General features: G+C 63.6%; 22 protein-coding genes, 4 tRNA genes and 1 pseudogene. 11 read left to right on the top strand and 16 right to left on the bottom strand.

Annotation, left to right across the window (positions count from 1 at the left end):
• Window positions 1–161: 161 nt before the first annotated feature.
• Entirely contained in the window at window positions 162–455 is a 294-nt protein-coding gene (locus tag BX604_RS02725) for a hypothetical protein (protein ID WP_098549459.1), read from the bottom strand.
• 158 nt (window positions 456–613) lie between these two features.
• A complete protein-coding gene (locus tag BX604_RS02720; RefSeq protein ID WP_098549458.1) occupies window positions 614–1015 on the bottom strand; it encodes a hypothetical protein in 402 nt (133 codons plus the stop codon).
• A 265-nt stretch (window positions 1016–1280) separates the two neighbouring features.
• Between BX604_RS02720 and BX604_RS02715 the strand changes: the two genes are divergently transcribed.
• From BX604_RS02715 to BX604_RS02705, 3 genes are all read left to right on the top strand, one after another.
• Window positions 1281–2180: a hypothetical protein gene (locus tag BX604_RS02715; RefSeq protein ID WP_098549457.1), complete on the top strand. Its 900-nt coding sequence runs from the start codon at window positions 1281–1283 to the stop codon at window positions 2178–2180.
• A gap of 208 nt (window positions 2181–2388) precedes the next feature.
• Entirely contained in the window at window positions 2389–2820 is a 432-nt protein-coding gene (locus tag BX604_RS02710) for an STM2901 family protein (RefSeq protein ID WP_098549456.1), read from the top strand.
• Between the two features lies 1 nt (window position 2821).
• Window positions 2822–3190: a DUF1493 family protein gene (locus BX604_RS02705; RefSeq protein ID WP_098549455.1), complete on the top strand. Its 369-nt coding sequence runs from the start codon at window positions 2822–2824 to the stop codon at window positions 3188–3190.
• A 41-nt stretch (window positions 3191–3231) separates the two neighbouring features.
• Here the strand turns inward: BX604_RS02705 and BX604_RS02700 are convergent.
• From BX604_RS02700 to rph, 7 genes and pseudogenes are all read right to left on the bottom strand, one after another.
• Window positions 3232–3458 (bottom strand): annotated as a pseudogene (locus tag BX604_RS02700) (transposase); the annotation flags it as partial.
• A 148-nt stretch (window positions 3459–3606) separates the two neighbouring features.
• Window positions 3607–3945 carry a phage integrase central domain-containing protein gene (locus BX604_RS39425; RefSeq protein ID WP_373562412.1) on the bottom strand — a complete coding sequence of 113 codons (339 nt, stop codon included), beginning with the start codon at window positions 3943–3945 and terminating at the stop codon, window positions 3607–3609.
• 45 nt (window positions 3946–3990) lie between these two features.
• Complete coding sequence (locus tag BX604_RS39420; RefSeq protein WP_373562411.1) at window positions 3991–4254, bottom strand: integrase arm-type DNA-binding domain-containing protein; 264 nt, start codon at window positions 4252–4254, stop codon at window positions 3991–3993.
• Window positions 4255–4547: 293 nt separating this feature from the next.
• Window positions 4548–4635 (bottom strand) — tRNA-Ser (locus BX604_RS02685).
• A gap of 43 nt (window positions 4636–4678) precedes the next feature.
• Window positions 4679–5893 (bottom strand): radical SAM family heme chaperone HemW, encoded by a 1215-nt coding sequence (hemW, locus tag BX604_RS02680; protein ID WP_098549454.1) that lies wholly within the window; start codon window positions 5891–5893, stop codon window positions 4679–4681.
• Between the two features lie 34 nt (window positions 5894–5927).
• Window positions 5928–6557: an RdgB/HAM1 family non-canonical purine NTP pyrophosphatase gene (gene rdgB / locus BX604_RS02675; protein ID WP_098549453.1), complete on the bottom strand. Its 630-nt coding sequence runs from the start codon at window positions 6555–6557 to the stop codon at window positions 5928–5930.
• The gene (rph, locus tag BX604_RS02670) at window positions 6550–7290 is read right to left on the bottom strand and encodes a ribonuclease PH (protein ID WP_098549452.1); all 741 of its coding nucleotides are present in this window, start codon (window positions 7288–7290) and stop codon (window positions 6550–6552) included. The genes rdgB and rph overlap by 8 nt, the downstream gene beginning before the upstream one ends.
• A gap of 173 nt (window positions 7291–7463) precedes the next feature.
• Here rph and BX604_RS02665 point away from each other — a divergent pair, with 173 nt between their 5' ends.
• The 4 genes from BX604_RS02665 to BX604_RS02650 all read left to right on the top strand — a co-directional run bounded on the left by BX604_RS02665 (window position 7464) and on the right by BX604_RS02650 (window position 11770).
• Window positions 7464–8387, top strand: a complete 924-nt coding sequence (locus BX604_RS02665) for a YicC/YloC family endoribonuclease (protein WP_098549451.1) — start codon at window positions 7464–7466, stop codon at window positions 8385–8387.
• Window positions 8388–8393: 6 nt separating this feature from the next.
• On the top strand, window positions 8394–9077 hold the full coding sequence (gene gmk / locus BX604_RS02660; protein WP_098549450.1) for a guanylate kinase: 684 nt from the start codon (window positions 8394–8396) through the stop codon (window positions 9075–9077).
• Window positions 9078–9135: 58 nt separating this feature from the next.
• Window positions 9136–9339, top strand: a complete 204-nt coding sequence (rpoZ, locus tag BX604_RS02655) for a DNA-directed RNA polymerase subunit omega (protein WP_044848533.1) — start codon at window positions 9136–9138, stop codon at window positions 9337–9339.
• Between the two features lie 64 nt (window positions 9340–9403).
• Window positions 9404–11770 carry a RelA/SpoT family protein gene (locus BX604_RS02650; protein ID WP_098549449.1) on the top strand — a complete coding sequence of 789 codons (2367 nt, stop codon included), beginning with the start codon at window positions 9404–9406 and terminating at the stop codon, window positions 11768–11770.
• A gap of 210 nt (window positions 11771–11980) precedes the next feature.
• On the opposite strand, the gene BX604_RS02645 is transcribed toward BX604_RS02650, so the two are convergent.
• The 3 genes from BX604_RS02645 to BX604_RS02635 form a co-directional block, all read right to left on the bottom strand.
• A tRNA-Arg gene (locus tag BX604_RS02645) sits at window positions 11981–12057 on the bottom strand.
• 61 nt (window positions 12058–12118) lie between these two features.
• A tRNA-Arg gene (locus tag BX604_RS02640) sits at window positions 12119–12195 on the bottom strand.
• 66 nt (window positions 12196–12261) lie between these two features.
• A tRNA-Arg gene (locus BX604_RS02635) sits at window positions 12262–12338 on the bottom strand.
• A gap of 130 nt (window positions 12339–12468) precedes the next feature.
• Here BX604_RS02635 and greB point away from each other — a divergent pair.
• Window positions 12469–13029 (top strand): transcription elongation factor GreB, encoded by a 561-nt coding sequence (gene greB / locus BX604_RS02630; RefSeq protein WP_098549448.1) that lies wholly within the window; start codon window positions 12469–12471, stop codon window positions 13027–13029.
• 110 nt (window positions 13030–13139) lie between these two features.
• On the opposite strand, the gene BX604_RS02625 is transcribed toward greB, so the two are convergent.
• Window positions 13140–14282, bottom strand: coding sequence for a porin (locus BX604_RS02625; RefSeq protein WP_098549447.1), 1143 nt, complete (start codon window positions 14280–14282; stop codon window positions 13140–13142).
• 502 nt (window positions 14283–14784) lie between these two features.
• Window positions 14785–15051, bottom strand: a complete 267-nt coding sequence (locus BX604_RS02620) for a hypothetical protein (RefSeq protein ID WP_098552677.1) — start codon at window positions 15049–15051, stop codon at window positions 14785–14787.
• A 394-nt stretch (window positions 15052–15445) separates the two neighbouring features.
• Here BX604_RS02620 and BX604_RS02615 point away from each other — a divergent pair, with 394 nt between their 5' ends.
• Complete coding sequence (locus BX604_RS02615; protein ID WP_098549446.1) at window positions 15446–15649, top strand: cold-shock protein; 204 nt, start codon at window positions 15446–15448, stop codon at window positions 15647–15649.
• 160 nt (window positions 15650–15809) lie between these two features.
• Window positions 15810–16937: an exonuclease domain-containing protein gene (locus BX604_RS02610; RefSeq protein WP_098549445.1), complete on the top strand. Its 1128-nt coding sequence runs from the start codon at window positions 15810–15812 to the stop codon at window positions 16935–16937.
• 55 nt (window positions 16938–16992) lie between these two features.
• Here BX604_RS02610 and BX604_RS02605 read toward each other — a convergent pair whose 3' ends face one another.
• Window positions 16993–17586, bottom strand: coding sequence for a chorismate mutase (locus BX604_RS02605; protein ID WP_098549444.1), 594 nt, complete (start codon window positions 17584–17586; stop codon window positions 16993–16995).
• Between the two features lie 220 nt (window positions 17587–17806).
• Window positions 17807–17953 carry a hypothetical protein gene (locus tag BX604_RS38880; protein WP_009690993.1) on the bottom strand — a complete coding sequence of 49 codons (147 nt, stop codon included), beginning with the start codon at window positions 17951–17953 and terminating at the stop codon, window positions 17807–17809.
• A gap of 197 nt (window positions 17954–18150) precedes the next feature.
• Here BX604_RS38880 and BX604_RS02600 point away from each other — a divergent pair, with 197 nt between their 5' ends.
• A complete protein-coding gene (locus BX604_RS02600; RefSeq protein ID WP_098549443.1) occupies window positions 18151–18540 on the top strand; it encodes a DUF2946 domain-containing protein in 390 nt (129 codons plus the stop codon).
• The last annotated feature ends 47 nt before the right edge of the window (window positions 18541–18587 follow it).

Here is an 18587-nt window from a genome sequence, read left to right as displayed (position 1 = left end):
TGCCGCGCGATATCGGGAGAAACGCATAACGCCCGACGGGTAACGTCGCGATCGCTGATGACGACGCTCTCCGGTGCAGCCGGCGTGCGCTGCAATGTGACGCGACATATGACGGTGCGGGCGTGACGCGCGCCGTCGATGCGTGCATGCGGTCGGCCCGGTCAGTAGCCGTGCGTCACGAGTGCGAGCACCGACAGGTCGGGATGCGTGCCGTCGATGATGCTCTTGCCGAGGTGCACGGCTTCGTGGACCGCTTCGTCGATGCTCGCAAAGCTTTCCTCGCCGTCCGCGTGAAACGGCACCGCATGCCCGGGCAGCGCGGGATTCGCGCCCGGATGGCATACGTAGCCGGTGTAGGTGTAGCGCGTGTCGCTGCCGGGGGCGGTGCTCGGCACGACATGGATCTCGAAACCTTCGTAATCGACGTGTTCCGTCGCGGTCGACAGTTCGGTCATGGCGATCTCCGTGTGCCGCCCGCACGGATGGCGCGAGCGGCATCGAGTACGCGGCGGCGGTCGTGTCGCCGTGCTGATCGAATTTTAGGCGATGGCGGCGCGGCCCGTGAGGCTTGCGCGCATCGTCTGCGGCAACGTCGGGCGTGCCGTGTCGCGCGTTACCGCGTGCAGCGTGCGTCCTTGCGCTGCACGACGAGGATCACGGGGTACTTCTCGCCGTGATCGAGCTCCACCGGGGCGACGACGGTGAGCGTCGTCGGATCGGAGTCGTCGTACACGCTGACCTGTTCGTTGCGGATATAGGTCACGCCGGTGCAGTTCGACGCGCGCCCGTCATCCGACACCTTGCACTGGATCTCGTTGTCTTTCAGGTAGTTGTACGGCGTCGAGCTTGCGAGGTATTCGCGCAGGCTGCGCGGCGAGCCGCCGACGCCCTTCACGTACGCGATCGCGCACGACGGCGTTTGCGCGTCGCTGGCGGCCGCGGGATCGGCGGCCATCGCGGACAGGCTCACGGCGGCCAGCAGGGCGACGAGCGACGAGGCGATGAAAGGCTTCATGACGTAGGTTTCCCGTTTCGCGATTCGGAGCGCCGGATTGTAACGGCATCCGGCGGGACGCGTCGGGTGGCTGGCGATCGGGCTGAAGGAATTGTCTGGAGATTCGACTGTAGAATCGCGGCCTGAGAGCGCCAGCCATCGTCTGGTGAGAAACAGACCGCAAAAAGCCAAAGAAGATGATCGACAACGAAACAGGTTTCGGTTCTGGCGCCGATTGCCGTGCCGTACGCGGGCCGATGTTTTCCGCGGCGCGTATCGCAGAACAATGAAGAAAACATTATTCCTCTCGCTGATCGCCACGCTGCTGCTGGCTGCCGTCGCGATGGCTGCCTACGTCTGGAAGCCCGGCCCGATGCCCGACAACGGCAACGCCGCGAAGCTGCCTACGCCGATCCGGCTCGGCGAGCCGAGGGATTCCGATGTCCGCGGAGCACGCGCGTCGGTCGACAAGCATCCGTCCGGAATGCAGTTCTACCAGCGCGACTGGGTCAGAGGCGATCTGGGCGTCGTCCGGATCGAACACGGAAAGCACAGCTTCGTGATCGACAACGTGCTGTCCACACTGGGTGCCAGCGACAACGATGTCCCGGGCGGCATCTACGACTGGAGCGTGAATTTCGGCGTCAGCCCCGAGCAGGCTGACACTCATGAAGCTGCCCTGGCGCGGATGACGAAACTGTTTTCCGATCTGCGTGCGAAAGGATGGGTGCGATACATCGATACGGGGGATCCACGACTCACCGGGAAGCAGGCGTGGGACTACATGCGAACCGATTCGATCTACTCGCTGGATTCCAGCTACACACCGACCATAGCGGAGTGGCGGGCCGCGGTAAGGGAAATGCCGAGATGGGAGTTCTATGCAGACGGCATCTATCTTGACGTGTCGCTCATGGAAAGCAACATGGGCGGCTTCGTCGGGAAGACGACTTATCTGCTGACCGTGAGTATCAGCAACGAGTATGCGTTCTACGGGATCGGGTACTTTCCCGGTGAGGCCGAGAACATTCGCAACTGGAAGGCGTTGATCACACCGGAACTGCAGAAGTATCACGCCGAACGACTTGCAACCGAGGCGGCGCTGAAAAAGCAGGGGTACACGATCGACACGACCTATCAGGATCCGCCGATCTACGCATTGCGGAGCGCGTCGCCCCGACAGTGACGCGTTCATCGCAGAAACGAAAAACGGGCCAGGCGGCCCGTATTCCTTGATGCTCCGGCGGAAGCGGTGTCCGCCTAGGATGTATGTAAATAAAGGGTTTTGGGGGATGTTATTTTTCAACCCGCCAAACAACCCGCCATTGATGAAAGAGGGGCTGAGATGAGGTTCTGGTAATCTCGGCGCTCATTCAAACAATATTGAGGGCCGCATGGCGGACAATCGCTATTCGTACAACGGGCATATCAATCTTCAGCCTGCCGATTTGTTTTTCTGGGTCGCGGCCGACCAACTTTGCAAGCGGTTTGGCTTCAGCGATCTTGCGGCCGCTGCCGGCATCCTGCTAGGACAAAACGATGTGCCGGTGCCGGGCAAGCTGCGCGGCGCGGTTGCCGGTACGTCTGTCGTTTCGATGGCCGCGCGAAAACTCTTGCCGTTCAATATCGGTATGCGGCTACCAACCATCACAAAGGCTGGCGTAGGTGGACTGCGAATCGCGATGACGCGCAATCTCGGGGCGTTTGTGGGGCGCGCGGTGCCGGTGGTCGGAACCATCATGCTGGCGACCGATGCGGCAATCGTTATGTGGAACACGGTGCAGGTCTACAACGGCATCGTGAAGCCGGAAGACAGGGTGCTGTGATATGACAGACACGACATGGGAGCAGCTTGAGGCGTTCGCGCGTGAAGAGCTAGGACGGCCGATGTTTGGCGGTCCGCTGAAGTTGACACGCGATAGCCGAATGGAAGAGGACCTTCGCATCACCGGAATCGACGCAATCGAGTTCATCGACAAGTGGGCCGAGACCTTCGGCGTCGACGTGACGAACTTCCCGTACAAGCGCTACTTCGGTCCCGATACCCTTGACGTGGTTCGGTCGATCCTCGGGCTGTTCTCTTCCAGGTATCGCGATCCGGAGTTGGTCCCTCTTACGCTCGGGATGTTGGAAGAGGCAATGCGTCTTGGTCGATGGGATACGGAAGCGATTGAGCGCGCCGTCCGTATCGAATGAACCTGTCCGCATTTTGGTGGGCGAGGCGGTTGAGCAGCACGTTAATCCGCGCGCTGCATAAATCGCTCTCCGAACAGGATAGCAAACGGGTTCATCGCTGATTTCCAGTCGAACGCAGCCCGACGGTCTTGGCCAGTACGTTGCGCAGCGCCAGCCGGAGCAGCGTGATGGCCGCCTCGTCATTCGGGAAGTGACCACGGGTCTTGATGATCTTGCGCAACTGCATGTTCAAACTTTCTATGGCGTTCGTGGTGTACACGATCCGTCGATCAATTCACCCCATGCAACCCGGCTTGCTGTGATGCCGTTCGTTTCGGTCATTTCGAGCGCATACGACACACTTCCATCGTCCGCGGCAATATTCGATTTCGCGCGGGCCAGAATTCTCCGCTCGGCCGCTTCATCCTTGCCAGCAACTAACACCATGTGGGCAAGTGCGACGAACGCCGGTGAGCCAATAACGCGCTCTGCCGGGCCTCCGTTACGCGCAGCGTTGCCATGAATGCCGCCATACGCTCGATGGGGAGGGCGGGGTGATTGCGCACGCGCTCGGTTTTCTTTGGCGTGGATAGCAGCTTGTCGAGGTTGCCGCGCCATGCAGCCGGGTTGATGCCGTCGTCGCGGAAGCCTTTGACGCGCGCCCAATCGAGCATGGCCTCGATCCGCCCGCGTAGCCGCGATGCCGTTTCCGTCCTTGTCGTCCAGATTGGCTCCAGCACTTCCATGACGTGTGGCCGGGCGACGTGCCGAACCATCAGACTGCCGAGCTCGGGATACGCATACTCCGCGAGGGTGTTACGTCACTGATCCCCGTGTTTTGTGTTCTTCCACTCAGGGACTTTGGCCTTGATGAAGCGCTTCGCGGCTTCCTCGAAAGTGATCTCGTATGCCTGACTGGCTCGGAGCCGGCTCGCGGCCTTTTTGCGAGCAAGAACAGGGTCGATGCCGCTGGCAATCTCATCTCGCGTTGCCGGTGCTTTGACGTGGGCCTCTTTCAGCGATACCGCTGGATATGCGCCAAGGCCGATTTCCCGGCGTCGTCCACCGACCATAGCTCGAAGCAACCATGACTTCGTTCCGGTCGGACTGATCTGCAATTGAAGGCCGGCGACACGGCCTACCGGATGCGTGCCCGGCTTCGATATAAGCGCGACACTGCAAGAGCGCTCAGTTCTGCCGCGATCTTCGGCATCGTTTTCCTCTCCAACTCTCAACCCGCCAAAAGCTTTACGATTTACTCCGACTGGAGGCAACCGAATCCGATGGGAATTTTTGATGGGTTAGGCGTGAGAGCCTTGCCTAGCGGGCGTTTGGTCGATTGAATCCGACCAATTCCGATGAGAAGAGAGGGGGTATCTGGCGGAAGCGGTGAGATTCGAACTCACGGACAGTTTCCCGTCGCCGGTTTTCAAGACCGGTGCCTTAAACCGCTCGGCCACGCTTCCACACGAGGCGGCATTGTAACCGAAATGCCGCCTCGTTTTTTCTTCAATCGTCGCGCAGGAACAATTCCTGCAGGTCGTTGAGGAAACGCTGGCCGAGCGGCGTCGGTGCGATCTGCGCGAAATCGCGCGTGATCAGTCCGCGTCGTTCCGCTTCCTGCAGCGCCGGTTCGATCGTGCCGATCGGCAGCCCGGTGCGTTCGACGAAGCTGTGCACGGGGAAGCCCTCGGCGAGCCGTAGCGTGTTCAGCATGAACTCGAACGGCAGGTCGCGTGGGCCCACTTCACGTTCTTCCTGCACCGGCGTGCCGGCCATCGCCTGTTCGATGAAGGTCGCCGGATGCTTGTAGCGAGCCTGCCGCAGGATCCGGTTCGGGAACGACAGCTTCGTGTGTGCGCCCGCGCCGATCCCGAGATAGTCGCCGAAACGCCAGTAGTTCAGGTTGTGCTTGCACTGATGATTCGGCTTCGCGTATGCGGACACTTCGTAGCGTCCGTAACCTGCCTCGGTCGTGCGTTCGTGAATCCACTCCTGCATGTCGGCCGATGCGTCGTCGTCGGGCACGGTCGGCGGAAACTTCGCGAACAGCGTGTTCGGCTCGAGCGTCAGGTGATACAGCGACAGATGCGGAGGCGCGAACGACAGCGCGGTCTCGATGTCGGTCCGGCACTCGTCGAGCGTCTGGTTCGGCAGCGCGAACATCAGGTCGAGGTTGAAGTTGTCGAACGTCTTCGCCGCGATCTCGACGGCCGCGCGCGCCTGTGCGGTGTCGTGAATGCGGCCGAGCGCCTTCAGATGGGCCTCGTTGAAGCTCTGGATGCCGACCGACAGGCGGTTCACGCCGCTCGCGCGGAACTGCGCGAACTTCGCGGCTTCGAACGTGCCCGGGTTCGCCTCGAGCGTGATCTCGGCGTCGGCATCGAGCGGCAGCAGCGCGCGCACGTCGGACAGCAGCCGGTCGAGGCCGGCTGCCGACAGCAGGCTCGGCGTCCCGCCCCCGATGAACACCGTGTGCACCTGCCGCCCCCACACGAGCGGCAGCGCCTGCTCGAGGTCGGCGCGCAGCGCGTCGAGATACTCGGTTTCCGGAAACCGCTCGCCTTTCCATTCGTGCGAGTTGAAGTCGCAGTACGGGCACTTGCGCACGCACCACGGGAAATGCACGTACAGCGCGAGCGGCGGCAGCGACGTGAGCCGCACCTGCCCGGGCGACGTGAACGTCGCGACGACGCGCGCGCCGGTTTCTGCGGCCTGGCTCATGCGGCCTCCGGCTGCGAATGCGTGACGAAGACGGTCATGCAGGTTCCTCTGCGAGCCGCGCTAGCAGCGCCTTCAGCGCGAGCGCGCGATGGCTGTGCGTGTTCTTGACGGCAGGTTCGAGTTCGGCCGCCGTCGCGCCGAGCGCCGGCAGGTAGAAATACGGGTCGTAGCCGAATCCGTGTTCGCCGCGCGGCGTGTCGACGATCTCGCCCGTCCAGCGCCCTTCGGCGAACAGCGGCTCGGGATCGTCCACGTGGCGCACGAGCGCGAGCACGCAGCAATAGTATGCGCGTCGATCCTCGACGCCGTGCAACTGCTCGACGAGGTACGCGTTGTTCGCTGCGTCGCCCTTGTCGCGGCCCGCGCGCTGCGCGTAGCGCGCCGAATAGACGCCGGGTGCGCCGCGCAGCGCGCGCACGCACAGGCCCGAATCGTCGGCGATCGCCGGCAGGCCGGTGAGCCGCGACGCATGGCGCGCTTTCGTCAGTGCATTCTCGATGAACGTGCCGAACGGCTCTTCCGCCTCGGGCACGGCCAGGTCGCCCTGCGGCACGATCTCGATGCCGACCGTCGAGAACAGCGCGGTGAATTCGCGCAGCTTGCCGGCGTTGTTCGACGCAAGCACGATGTGCGACAGCGGCGCGACGGTGCGATCGTCAGACATGGGCGGCGCCCAGCACGTCCTTCTGCAGCTGCACGAGCTGGCCGATTCCGCTTTGCGCGAGGTCGAGCAGCGCGTTCATCTCGGCGCGCGAGAACGGCACGCCTTCGGCGGTGCCCTGGACTTCGACGAAGCCGCCAGCGCCCGTCATCACGACGTTCATGTCGGTGTCGCAGCGCGAGTCTTCCGCGTAATCGAGGTCGAGCAACGGGGTGCCTTCGTACACGCCGACCGAGATCGCGGCGACGTGGTCGGTGATCGGCGAGCGCGTGAGCTTGCCGGCGGCGATCAGCTTCGACACGGCGTCGTGCGCGGCGACGAATGCGCCGGTGATGCTCGCCGTGCGGGTGCCGCCGTCGGCCTGGATCACGTCGCAGTCGATGTGGATCGTGCGCGGGCCGAGCGCTTCCAGATCGAACACCGCGCGCAGCGCGCGGCCGATCAGGCGCTGAATTTCCTGCGTACGGCCCGTCTGCTTGCCGCGTGCGGCTTCACGGTCGCTGCGCGTGTGCGTCGCGCGCGGCAGCATCCCGTATTCCGCCGTGAGCCAGCCTTGCCCGCGGTCGCGCAGGAATTCGGGCACGCGCTCGGCGACGCTTGCGGTGCAGATCACCTTGGTGTCGCCGAATTCGACCAGCACGGAGCCTTCGGCGTGTTTCGTGTAGTGGCGCGTGAGGGCGACCTTGCGCAGTTCGTCGGCGCGACGGCCGCTCGGGCGGGAAAGGGAAGACGTCATGGGGAAATCGTGGACGGAGGACGAAACCCCGATTCTAGCGCCGAACGGCATCCGTGCCCGGCGGGGTGGGGCGCAAAAATGGGATAATGCGCGCTTCCCGCCCCGCGCCTTGCGACGCGCCGGGCGCCTCGACATATTCCGCCCGCAAGGGCATCCAGACGGCGAGACGAACCATGATCTACAGCATGACGGGCTATGCGAGCGCGACGCGCGAACTCGTGACGGCCGGCGGCAACGGCGGCACCAGCGTGTCGGTCGAACTGCGCACCGTGAACTCGCGTTTCCTTGACCTGAATTTCCGCATGCCGGACGACGTGCGCGCGTGCGAACCCGCGCTGCGCGAAATGCTGATGAACAAGCTGTCGCGCGGCAAGGTCGACGTGCGCATCAACCTGCAGCGCGGCGAGCAGAGCATCGGCGCGGGCGCGCTGAACCAGTCGGCGCTCGGCCAGCTCGCCGAGCTCGAGCGCTCGGTGCTCGATTCGTTCCCGGGCGTCGGCCGCCTGCGCGCGGGCGAGATCCTGCGCTGGCCGGGCGTGCTTGCCGAGAGCGGCGTGTCGGCGGAAGCGATCCGCGACGCGGTGCTCGCGAGCGGCAAGGAAGCGATCGGCGAGCTCGTCGTCGTGCGTTCGCGCGAAGGCGCGCAACTGGCGACGATGCTGCTGTCGAACGTCACCGAAATGGAAGCGATCGTCGCGCGCATCACGCCGCTCGTGCCGGAGCTGATCGCGAAGCATCAGCAGAAGATCGTCGAGCGGCTGCAGGAAGCGCTCGGCATCGCGGCACCCGAAGGCAGCGCGCCGATCGTCACGCGCGAGGAAGCCGCGGAACGCATTCGTCAGGAAGTGACGATGTACGGCATCCGGATCGACATCGCGGAAGAGCTGTCGCGACTCACCGCGCACCTGAACGAAACGCGTCACGTGATCGAGAAGGGCGGCCGCGTCGGCAAGCGTCTCGACTTCATGATGCAGGAACTGAATCGCGAGGCAAACACGCTCGGTTCGAAGGCGGCGGCGAAGGAGCTGGCCGACGCATCGATGGCGCTCAAGCTGTTGATCGAGCAGATGCGTGAGCAAGTGCAAAACCTGGAGTAAAGCAACATGACCGAATCCACTCGCGACGCGCACGCGTCGCATTCGCTGCACGGCGGCGTCTATCCCGGCAACCTGTTCATGGTCATCGCACCGTCGGGGGCCGGCAAGTCGACGCTCGTGAATGCGCTGCTGTCGAAGGACAGCGACATCTGCCTGTCGATTTCGTACACGACGCGCAAGCCGCGCCCGGGCGAGCAGGACGGCCAGCACTATCACTTCACGACCGTCGAGGATTTCCGCACGCGCCACGCCGCGCACGAATTCCTCGAGAGCGCGGAAGTGCACGGCAACTACTACGGCACGTCGCGCGTCTGGATCGAAGACCAGATGATGAACGGCCACGACGTGCTGCTCGAGATCGACTGGCAGGGCGCGCAGCAAGTGAAGAAGCAGTTCCGCAACGCGGTCGGCATCTTCATTCTGCCGCCGTCACTCGACGCGCTCGAAGAGCGTCTGAAGAAGCGCGGCCAGGACGAGCCGAACGTGATCACGCGACGCCTGCTCGCCGCGGGCAGCGAGATGGCGCATGCATCCGAAGCGGAATACGTCGTGATCAACGAGAATTTCGATCGCGCGCTGGCCGAGCTCGAGTGCATCGTCGCGGCGACGCGCCTGCGCTTTGCTTCGCAGTACGCGCGACACACGGAGCTGTTCATCGAGCTCGGGATCCATCTGCCCCACGCGGAATGACGCGGGGGCAGAGGGACATAAGGTAGAATAAGGACTATATTCAGAAGGAATTACCAACATGGCTCGCATTACCGTCGAAGACTGCCTGAAGCAAATCCCCAATCGCTTCGAACTGGCGCTCGCCGCCACCTACCGCGCGCGGCAGCTCGCGCAAGGCCATACGCCGAAAATCGAAAGCCGCGACAAGCCGACCGTCGTCGCGCTGCGCGAGATCGCGTCCGGCCAGGTCGGTGTGGAAATGCTGAAGAAGGTGCCGGTGTAACGCGCATCCGGCCCGTTCCAGCCATGTAACCCACGCGCGCAACGACTCGACCTGGAGGCGATATATGAGCACCACCCCATCGTCCGCCTCCGCGGATTCGACCACCGAAGCCACGGCCCAGTCGCCTGCGCGCCTGTACATCGACGCGGTCCTCGAACAGTCCTTCCGGCATCTGTTCGGGCCGACCGCCACGCCGGAGCAGCCGCGCAAGCACGGCGTCGTTTCGATTGCGAAACTGACGGCCGCGCTTGCCGAGTATCTCCCTCCGGATGAAATCAAAGAGGTCAAGGCGGCGTTCCACTTCAGTGACGAAGCCCACCTCGGTCAATATCGCCAGAGCGGCGAACCCTACATCACCCATCCCGTCGCCGTCGCGGAAATCTGCGCCGGCTGGAAGCTCGACGCGCAAGCCGTGATGGCCGCGCTGTTGCACGACGTGATGGAAGACCAGGGCGTGACCAAGAGCGAGCTGGCCGAACGGTTCGGCCCGAAGGTCGCCGAACTGGTCGACGGCCTGTCGAAGCTCGACAAGATGGAGTTCCGCAGTCGCGAGGAAGCGCAGGCGGAAAACTTCCGCAAGATGCTGCTCGCGATGGCACGCGACGTGCGCGTCATCCTCGTCAAGCTGGCCGACCGTCTGCACAACATGCGCACGCTCGGCGCGGTGCCGATGGAGAAGCGCCGCCGCGTCGCGCGCGAGACGCTCGACATCTACGCGCCGATCGCGCACCGCCTCGGGTTGAACAATACGTATCGCGAGCTGCAGGACATGAGCTTCGCGAATTTCAACCCGCATCGTTACGCGACGCTCGAGAAGGCCGTGAAGGCCGCGCGCGGCAACCGCCGCGAAGTGATCAGCAAGATCCTCGAGGCCGCGCAGCGCGCGATGACCGACGCGAAGATCGACGCCGAGATCACCGGCCGCGAAAAGACGATCTACAGCATCTATCGCAAGATGCGCGACAAGCAGCTGTCGTTCTCGCAGGTGCTCGACGTGTATGGCTTTCGCGTCGTCGTCGAGAGCCCGCTCGACTGCTACACGTGCATCGGTGCGCTGCACGCGCTGTACAAGCCCGTGCCGGGCAAGTTCAAGGACTACATCGCGATCCCGAAGATCAACGGCTATCAGTCGCTGCACACGACGCTCGTCGGCCCGTTCGGCGCGCCGATCGAGTTCCAGGTGCGCACGCGCAAGATGCACGAGATCGCCGAGGCCGGCGTGGCCGCGCACTGGCTGTACAAGAACGGTGGCGCGGATCTGAACGACGTGCAGAAGCGCGCGCACCAGTGGCTTAAGTCGCTGCTCGACATCCAGAGCGAAGCCGGCGATTCGAGCGAATTCCTCGAGCACGTGAAGATCGACCTGTTCCCGGATGCGGTCTACGTGTTCACGCCGAAGTCGAAGATCATGGCGCTGCCGCGCGGCGCGACGGCACTCGATTTCGCGTATTCGATCCACAGCGATCTCGGCAACCAGTGCGTCGCGGTGAAGATCAACAACGAGTTGCTGCCGCTGCGTACCGAGCTGAAGAGCGGCGACATCGTCGAGGTGATCACCGCGCCGTATTCGAAGCCGAACCCCGCATGGCTCGGGTTCGTGCGCACCGGCAAGGCGCGCTCGGCGATTCGTCACTACCTGAAGACGATGCGCCTGAACGAGTCCGTGCAGCTCGGCGAGCGGCTCGTCGACCAGAGCCTGAAGGGTTACGGGCTTGCGCTGGCCGATGTCGCGCCGGAAGTGTGGGAAAAGCTCGTGCAGTGGACGGGCAACAAGAGCCGCCAGGAAATCTTCGCGGACATCGGCCTCGGCCGCCGCGTCGCTGCAGTGATGGCCAAGCGCATCGAGGTGCTGATGAGCGGCCGCGATGCGGACGACGACCTGCCGAAGTCCGAGCGCCATCCCGCACACAATGCGCCGCCGGTCGTCATTACCGGCACGGAAGGGATGTCCGTGCAGCTGTCGGCATGCTGCCGGCCGATTCCGGGCGACGCGATCATGGGCTATATCGGCATCGGCCTCGGGATGGCGATTCATACGACCGATTGCCGTGTCGCGCAGCGTATCCACCGCCGCGATCCGGGTCGCTGGATCGACGTCGAGTGGGCGCCGCAGCCGGGCCGTCTGTTCGACGTCACCGTGAAGGCGCTGGTGAAGAACACGAAGGGCATCTTCGCGCGCGTCGCGGCGGACATCACGTCGGCCGACGCGAACATCGTGCATATCGCGATGGACGAGGATCTGACGCACGAATCGACGGTGCTGCGCTTCGTGATCCAGGTCAGCGATCGCGTGCATCTGGCGAACGTGATGCGGCGCGTACGGACTAATCCGGACGTGATGCGGATCATGCGCGAACGCTCGACCGACGACAGCGTTCATGCGCGCCACGACGGCGGCATGCGTATCGAGCGAGAGCGGCAGGATTACTGACCTGACGCGCGACGCCCGAAGCGAGGCGTTGCAGCGGAAGACGACGGCGGCCACGGGCCGCCGTTTTCGTTTGTGATGCGATCGAAACGGATTCGTACTGCAGCGCCCCGTTGCGTCGAGCGGGAGGCGACGGTGGCCGCGAAGGCGAGAGGTAAGAAAAGGGGAGTGGAAAAAGAAAAAGGGCCTTCCCGGAGGAAGGCCCTTCTGAGGTGGCGCGGCTGGCAGGATTCGAACCCACGACCCCTTGGTTCGTAGCCAAGTACTCTATCCAACTGAGCTACAGCCGCACGCAAAGCGGTACTACTTCAACTGTCGGAACCTTCTACGGTGGGAAGGTCCCCAAAAAGGTGGCGCGGCTGGCAGGATTCGAACCCACGACCCCTTGGTTCGTAGCCAAGTACTCTATCCAACTGAGCTACAGCCGCACGCAAAACTAAAACAGACAACATCGAACTGAAAGGGCCTTCGGTTCGGAAGGCCCTCGAAAAAGGTGGCGCGGCTGGCAGGATTCGAACCCACGACCCCTTGGTTCGTAGCCAAGTACTCTATCCAACTGAGCTACAGCCGCACGCAGAAGCGGAAGTATAGCAGGGTTGTATAAAAAGGGAAGCCTTATTCGCAAAATATGTCACCCGATCCTGCGGGGCCGCCTTCGTGTACCCTTGAAGCATCAGTCATCCCTGTATTGAATCTGCATCATGAACAAGGCGTTTGTCAAAGAGTCGGACGGCGACGACGATCTCGACCCGAGTCAGCCCGCGATTCCCGCGGGCGCGAAGAACTACATCACGCCGGCCGGTCACAAGCGGCTCAGGGACGAGTTGCTGAACCTCATCGACGTCGAGCGTCCCGAGGTCGTGCGGCTCGTGTCATGGGCTGCGTCGAATGGTGACCGGTCGGAGAACGGCGACTATATCTACGGCAAGCGGCGGCTTCGCGAAATCGATCGGCGCATTCGCTTCCTGACGAAGCGGCTCGATCTCGCCGAGGTCGTCGACGCGAGCCGGCAGGAGAGCGTCGACCAGGTGTTCTTCGGCGCGACCGTCGATTACGCGACGCCCGACGGCGAAGATCACACGATCACGATCGTCGGGATCGACGAGGTCGATCTCGATCATGGTTGTGTCAGCTGGATTTCGCCGGTTGCGCGCGCGCTCATCAAGGCGAAGATCGGCGACACCGTCACGCTGATGACGCCGGCGGGGCCGCAGCCGATCGACGTGCTCGACGTCCGCTATCCTGCGCGAAGCGACGCGTGAGCGCCCGGTCGGCATAGCGGTGCCGGGGCGCATCGCGTCGCAGAAACGAAAAGCGCTCCGGGTAGGGCGCCTGGTCATGGCGGTCCAGGTCGAACGGCTGCGGCGATCGTTCAGAAGCGGTGGCGCATGCCGGCCGTGACGGCGATCTGCTTGTTGGTCGACGATGCGGTGCCGAGCCCGTTGATGTTCGCGCCGATCGCGAGGCCGTCCGCATTCACCCGCTGGTATTCGCCCTGCAGGTACAGGTCGGTGCGCTTCGACAGCGCGTAGTCGGCCTGCAGGTTGAACTGGTGCCAGCTCGGCGTCTGGCCGTCGAGGCGGCTGTCGGTGTACGTGTACGAGCCTGCCAGCGAGAACGCCGGCGTCAGCGCGTAGCGGCCGTTGATTTCGTAGTTGTTGAAGCGCGTGCCGCCGGCGAGCGGGATGCCGTTCGACACGCCGGATTGTCCGGCGCTGATGCCGGACGAATCGGTCAGGCGCGTCTGCGTAAACACGAATCCGGCCGTCGCGGGCCCGAACGCGTAATTGAGGCCGGCACCCCACGTGCGCTGACGGCTCGCGGCGAACGTCCAGTCGCCGGCCACCGCGCCGGGATCGCTGGTCGCGAGCGCCAGCGAGTTGATGTTGTTGTTCAGCTGCATGTACGCGGCCGCGACGTTGAAGCCCATGAAGCTGTACGACGCGCCGACGCTGTACGCCCGGTTGTTCGAGAAGTCGCTCGAGTTCGAGAAACCGTACAGCGCGCCGAACTTCAGGCCGCCGTAGTCCACACTCTGGTACTTGACCGCGTTGTTGATCCGGAACGAGTTGTTCAGGTTGTCGTTGTCGAACGGATGAGCGAACTGCGTGCCGCCGTACTGGGTGCCGGTCAGCGACAGCGGGCCGAGGAAGTCGACGACGCTGTCGTACTGGCGCCCGAGCGTGAGCGAGCCGTAACTGTCGTGCGCAAGGCCGACGAACGCCTGGCGACCGAACTCGCGACCGTTCTGCTTGAGCGTGCCGTTGTTGATGCCGAAGCCGTTTTCCAGCGTGAAGATCGCTTTCAGGCCGCCGCCGAGATCCTCGGTACCGCGCAGGCCCCAGCGGCTGCCGTTGATCGAGCCGCTCGTCTCCTGCCACGCACTGTGACCGCCCTGGTTGTTCGTATAGGTGATGCCCGCATCGATCAGGCCGTACAGCGTGACGCTGCTTTGCGCATGCGCGGCGGTGGTGCACACGCCAGCCAATGCGGTGACGATCAGGGTCTTCTTCATGATCTGTCTCCAAACAGGATGATGTCGATCGAACCTGCTGCGGGCATTGGCGGCGGCGCAGCCCGGCGATGCCGGATGCGCGGGGGGCGGGTTGCCCTTGTCGAATATCCATTTGCAGTGTACGGATCGCGCGGAACACAGACGAAAACCGCTTCGGGAAATACTGTATTTTGAATCGCGCAAGAATCGGCAGAAGCGCCGAAAGCCATGCTGGTCAAGGCTTTGCGGCGATGCGGAAAGAGAAAGTGGCGATCAGGAATCCATAGCGCGCGTTGCGCGATCGCGACAAACGATCACGGTCGGGCGCAACTGGCGTTGGCCCGATTATTGACACATCGGCAATAGAGGTTTGTGCGAGCCATGGATAATGAAAGGATGTTCTCTCGCTATACTGCGATCTCTGCTTTCCGAAGCAGACTTTTTCGTTGACGGAAAAGATCTCCAAACCTTTGTCGGCGCGACTTCCCAGTCGCGCTTTTTTTTTGCCCCGCCGTTCCGATCGCTACTGCGCGTATGAGCGCCGCTTGCGCTTGGTGGCCGGCTCCGTCTCGTCGGCGTCGGCCTGCAACGGCGTATACGTCCAGTCTTCCATCACGTAGTGGCGTGCATCCAGCGGTGACGCAAGCAGGTTCTGCCAGTGGTCGCCATGCCAGGTCGGGTCGAACTCGGTGTCGCACGGCGTTTCACGTGCGGACTCGGCCAGCGCACGGGACTTGCGACGTACGCGTCCGAGCCGGCTCGCGAAGCGCTTGATTCCGTCCAGCCACATGACCGTCTCCTTCCGTCGGCGTTGCATCAGCATCGCAACGTCCCCCGTTTTCCGCAACCCGGAAAAAACCCGAGGATTTTACCGAGTCGATTTGTCCCCGGTAGGTTTTTCGCGCCATTGATTATCTGCGATCTGGTCCCGGTAACATTGACAGGTTTTTGGTGCGAATCAATTAATAAAAGACGACGTTGTACCGATTCCAGTGGCATTGATGTTTTTTTGATAAATCAGTCGCTAAAAATTTTCTTGACGCATCCGGATTGTCCAATTTATAAAGTCAGCACTCCGTCCCCGTGCGGAGCGCTGGTGGGGGTATCGGCGCAATGGTGCGGGATTACGGGAGGCGGCTATAAACGGTAGCTTTTCTTGATCTAAACGAGTGGGGAACGAAGGTATGGATACCGGTATCGTAAAATGGTTTAACGATGCTAAAGGTTTCGGTTTTATTACGTCCGACAATGGCGGGGAAGATTTGTTTGCGCACTTCTCCGAAATCCGGATGGAAGGTTTCAAAACGCTGAAGGAAAACCAACGTGTTTCCTTCGACGTGAAAGTCGGGCCGAAAGGCAAGCAGGCAGCGAATATCCAGGCGGCCTGACGCGCCACGCATTGCCGATCACGTCCGGCCCCCGCATCGCGGGGGCTTTTTGCTTTGATGGGGACGCATCCAGCCGGCCGGCCACCTGATTCCGGTTCATGCTGGTCGTGGACACGCATGCCGGTGCATACTCACGGAAGCATCGTTTCCCTGTCTTTTCATGTCCGATTCCCTTTCGTCCGATCCCGCCAGCGAACAGCCGCTCGTCTTCGTCGATCTTGAAACCACCGGTGGCTCGTCCGCCGAGCACCGCATCACCGAAATCGGCGTGGTCGAAATCGGGCCGCTCGGCGTATCGACGTGGACGACCCTCGTCAATCCCGGCCAGTCGATTCCACCGTTCATCCAGCAACTGACGGGCATTTCGGACGAGATGGTGCGCGACGCGCCGTCGTTCGCGTCGCTCGCCCCCGCGCTGTTCGAGCGGCTCGACGGCAAGCTGTTCGTCGCGCACAACGCGAGCTTCGATCGTGGTTTCCTGCGTACCGAATTCGAGCGTGCGGGCATTGCGTTCAATCCCGACGTGCTGTGCACGGTGCGGCTGTCGCGCGCGCTGTTTCCGCGCGAGTCCCGGCATGGGCTCGATGCGCTGATCGAACGGCACGGCCTCGTTCCCGCCGCGCGGCACCGGGCGCTCGCCGACGCCGATCTCCTGTGGCAGTTCTGGCGGCAGTTGCACGAGATCGTGCCGCTCGAGCGTCTGCGCGACCAGATCGCGCGCACGACACGCCACTTCCGCCTCGGCGGGGAGCTGACCGAAGCGTGGCTCGATACCGCGCCGGCTGGATGCGGCGCGTACGCGCTGTTCGGGGAGGGCGACGAGGCGCTTTACGTCGGCCGCAGCGTGCGCGTGCGCCAGCGTTTGCGTGCGCTGCTCACGGGCGAGCGGCGGTCGTCGAAGGAAATGCGGCTGGCGCAGCAGGTGCGCCGCGTCGAGTGGCGCGAGACCGGCAACGAACTGGGCGCGATGCTCGCCGAAGCGCAGTGGATCGCACGGCTGCGGCCGACGTTCAACCGCCGGCCGGCGGCCGATGCCGGGCGGGCCGGCAATACGCCCTGGCCGTTCGACGGCCCGGTTGCATTCGAAGCGAGCGGCGAGCGCCGCTTCTTTCACGTGATCGACGGCTGGCGCTACCTCGGCGTGGCCGAATCGCTCGATGCGGCCCTGCAGCTCGTGGTCGACGGTGCGGACGGCCCGTTCGAGCCCCATACCCATCGCCTGCTGCAGACCCAGCTCGCGCGCGGCCTGCAACTGATCCCGCTCGCGCTGCTCACGCCCGCGGACTGAGTGCCATGTGAACGCCACGGAGTGCCGCGCGTTGCGGCGCCGTGGCCGGGTGTCGTCAGCCGATCGCGCTGGCGCCGCCGCCGGCACACACGTGCGACAGCGCGGTGCCGAGCGCCTGCGTCTTGGTCGAGTCGTAGCGGGTGAGCGTTTTCCAGTTCGCGATGCTGAGCGCGAGCCGTGCCTGGCAATCGGGTGCGTCACGCAGCGGCGCGACCTGCGCGAGGCCCGCCAGCATCTTCTGCGTCAACTGGTCGAGCGCCGGCCGCGTGCTGGTCGCGAGGTCGGGCGGTGTGCCTTCGGGCGGTCGCGTCGCGCGCCACGTTGCGAACAGCGCGTCCTGCACCTCCTTGCTCGCGGCGATCTGGTCCTCGAAGAAGGCCCGTGCGAACGCCGGATCGACGCCGCTCTGTCCCGCACGCCTTTCCACCGACGACAGCAATGCCGCTTCGCGCGGCCGGTCTTCGATCGCCTTGTGATTCGCCCATTTCCAGCGCGCGACGGGTTCGGCGAGCGCGAGCCGCTGCGAGGCGAGTGCGACGAGGTTGGTGAGTGCGGTGTCGTCGCCGTCCGCATGGGCGACGTGCGGGGACGAGAAGAGGGCGACGCCGAGCGCGGCGACAGCGAGGCTGGCACGAATGGCTTGCTTCATCGGAACGATCGGGAGAGCCGGGAAGGCCCGAGGTGTAAAACGAGAAGGATAGACGAAGACAGTCGCGCGGCGGAGCGTCGCGACAGAAGAATCAGCGGGCGAGCTGATCCGGCACCGTCAGGTCGTTGCAACCCGGGTGCGAGGTGATCTGCGCCGAAAACGCAGCGATGAACCGCACGATATCGTTCGACACGTGGCGGTTACAGAACGGAACGTAGGTTCACTTCGGCGAGTACAGCTTGTGCTGCTCGTCGAAGAATGCCCGGACGTGCTCGGGCAATTCGGCGAGGAATTCCACGCCGACGGGTTCCGGATCCGGGCTCATCACTTGCTCGGGCGGGGGCATGCGAGTTGGTCTTTCGTCCATGGTCATTTCTCCAGCAGGTTCAATGATTATCAACCTCGGCCTTGGATTTATGCCAGTGGCGAATCGTTAGATTTTGTCTCTGTTGTATTAACGGCACATGCGCTGCTGCGCGCCGTGCAATGCCGACTATTGCGCTCGGCAGAATCAGCAACAATCGACCGCTTGTTATACTTGCGCGCACTTTTTCCTGGACCGCGATGAAACGAACGACGCGATGGATCGGCCTCGTATGGCTGGCGCTGGTACTGAACGTACTGTCGCCCGTCGTCGGCTACGCGCGTCTCGCGTCGAGCGGTTCCGGCGAGCTCACGCTCGACCTGTGCAGTGCGACCGGCGCCCGCCAGGTCGTGCTGGCCCAGTCCGGCAGCGATCGCGACACGTCGTCGTTCGATCATGCCGGCGTGCCGCACTGCGTGTACTGCCCCGGCTTCGCGGCGAACGTCGCGCTCGGCACGAGCCTGCCCGTGCTGCCGGGCTTCGTGCGCGCGTTCGCGTACCGGGCAGCCGCACCGGCCGTCCCCGATTTCCCGCGTCAGAGCATCCGTTTCGCGCAGCCGCGCGGCCCGCCTGAAAACGTCCCGATCTGATTGATATCGTCCGCGCGCCCCGGTGGCGCGCGTGCCGCCCGCGGCCC

Source organism: Burkholderia sp. JKS000303 (genome assembly GCF_002563755.1).
Taxonomy (GTDB): Bacteria; Pseudomonadota; Gammaproteobacteria; order Burkholderiales; family Burkholderiaceae; genus Burkholderia; species Burkholderia anthina_B.
This window is presented reverse-complemented; position numbering and strand designations above follow the sequence as displayed.

Bases quoted from the DNA above. Each gene is read 5' to 3' on its own strand.
- BX604_RS02725 (WP_098549459.1), bottom strand. From the start codon at position 455: ATGACCGAACTGTCGACCGCGACGGAACACGTCGATTACGAAGGTTTC.
- BX604_RS02720 (WP_098549458.1), bottom strand. From the start codon at position 1,015: ATGAAGCCTTTCATCGCCTCGTCGCTCGTCGCCCTGCTGGCCGCCGTG.
- BX604_RS02715 (WP_098549457.1), top strand. From the start codon at position 1,281: ATGAAGAAAACATTATTCCTCTCGCTGATCGCCACGCTGCTGCTGGCT.
- BX604_RS02710 (WP_098549456.1), top strand. From the start codon at position 2,389: ATGGCGGACAATCGCTATTCGTACAACGGGCATATCAATCTTCAGCCT.
- BX604_RS02705 (WP_098549455.1), top strand. From the start codon at position 2,822: ATGACAGACACGACATGGGAGCAGCTTGAGGCGTTCGCGCGTGAAGAG.
- BX604_RS39425 (WP_373562412.1), bottom strand. From the start codon at position 3,945: ATGGTTCGGCACGTCGCCCGGCCACACGTCATGGAAGTGCTGGAGCCA.
- hemW (WP_098549454.1), bottom strand. From the start codon at position 5,893: ATGAGCCAGGCCGCAGAAACCGGCGCGCGCGTCGTCGCGACGTTCACG.
- rdgB (WP_098549453.1), bottom strand. From the start codon at position 6,557: ATGTCTGACGATCGCACCGTCGCGCCGCTGTCGCACATCGTGCTTGCG.
- rph (WP_098549452.1), bottom strand. From the start codon at position 7,290: ATGACGTCTTCCCTTTCCCGCCCGAGCGGCCGTCGCGCCGACGAACTG.
- BX604_RS02665 (WP_098549451.1), top strand. From the start codon at position 7,464: ATGATCTACAGCATGACGGGCTATGCGAGCGCGACGCGCGAACTCGTG.
- gmk (WP_098549450.1), top strand. From the start codon at position 8,394: ATGACCGAATCCACTCGCGACGCGCACGCGTCGCATTCGCTGCACGGC.
- rpoZ (WP_044848533.1), top strand. From the start codon at position 9,136: ATGGCTCGCATTACCGTCGAAGACTGCCTGAAGCAAATCCCCAATCGC.
- BX604_RS02650 (WP_098549449.1), top strand. From the start codon at position 9,404: ATGAGCACCACCCCATCGTCCGCCTCCGCGGATTCGACCACCGAAGCC.
- greB (WP_098549448.1), top strand. From the start codon at position 12,469: ATGAACAAGGCGTTTGTCAAAGAGTCGGACGGCGACGACGATCTCGAC.
- BX604_RS02625 (WP_098549447.1), bottom strand. From the start codon at position 14,282: ATGAAGAAGACCCTGATCGTCACCGCATTGGCTGGCGTGTGCACCACC.
- BX604_RS02620 (WP_098552677.1), bottom strand. From the start codon at position 15,051: ATGTGGCTGGACGGAATCAAGCGCTTCGCGAGCCGGCTCGGACGCGTA.
- BX604_RS02615 (WP_098549446.1), top strand. From the start codon at position 15,446: ATGGATACCGGTATCGTAAAATGGTTTAACGATGCTAAAGGTTTCGGT.
- BX604_RS02610 (WP_098549445.1), top strand. From the start codon at position 15,810: ATGTCCGATTCCCTTTCGTCCGATCCCGCCAGCGAACAGCCGCTCGTC.
- BX604_RS02605 (WP_098549444.1), bottom strand. From the start codon at position 17,586: ATGAAGCAAGCCATTCGTGCCAGCCTCGCTGTCGCCGCGCTCGGCGTC.
- BX604_RS38880 (WP_009690993.1), bottom strand. From the start codon at position 17,953: ATGGACGAAAGACCAACTCGCATGCCCCCGCCCGAGCAAGTGATGAGC.
- BX604_RS02600 (WP_098549443.1), top strand. From the start codon at position 18,151: ATGAAACGAACGACGCGATGGATCGGCCTCGTATGGCTGGCGCTGGTA.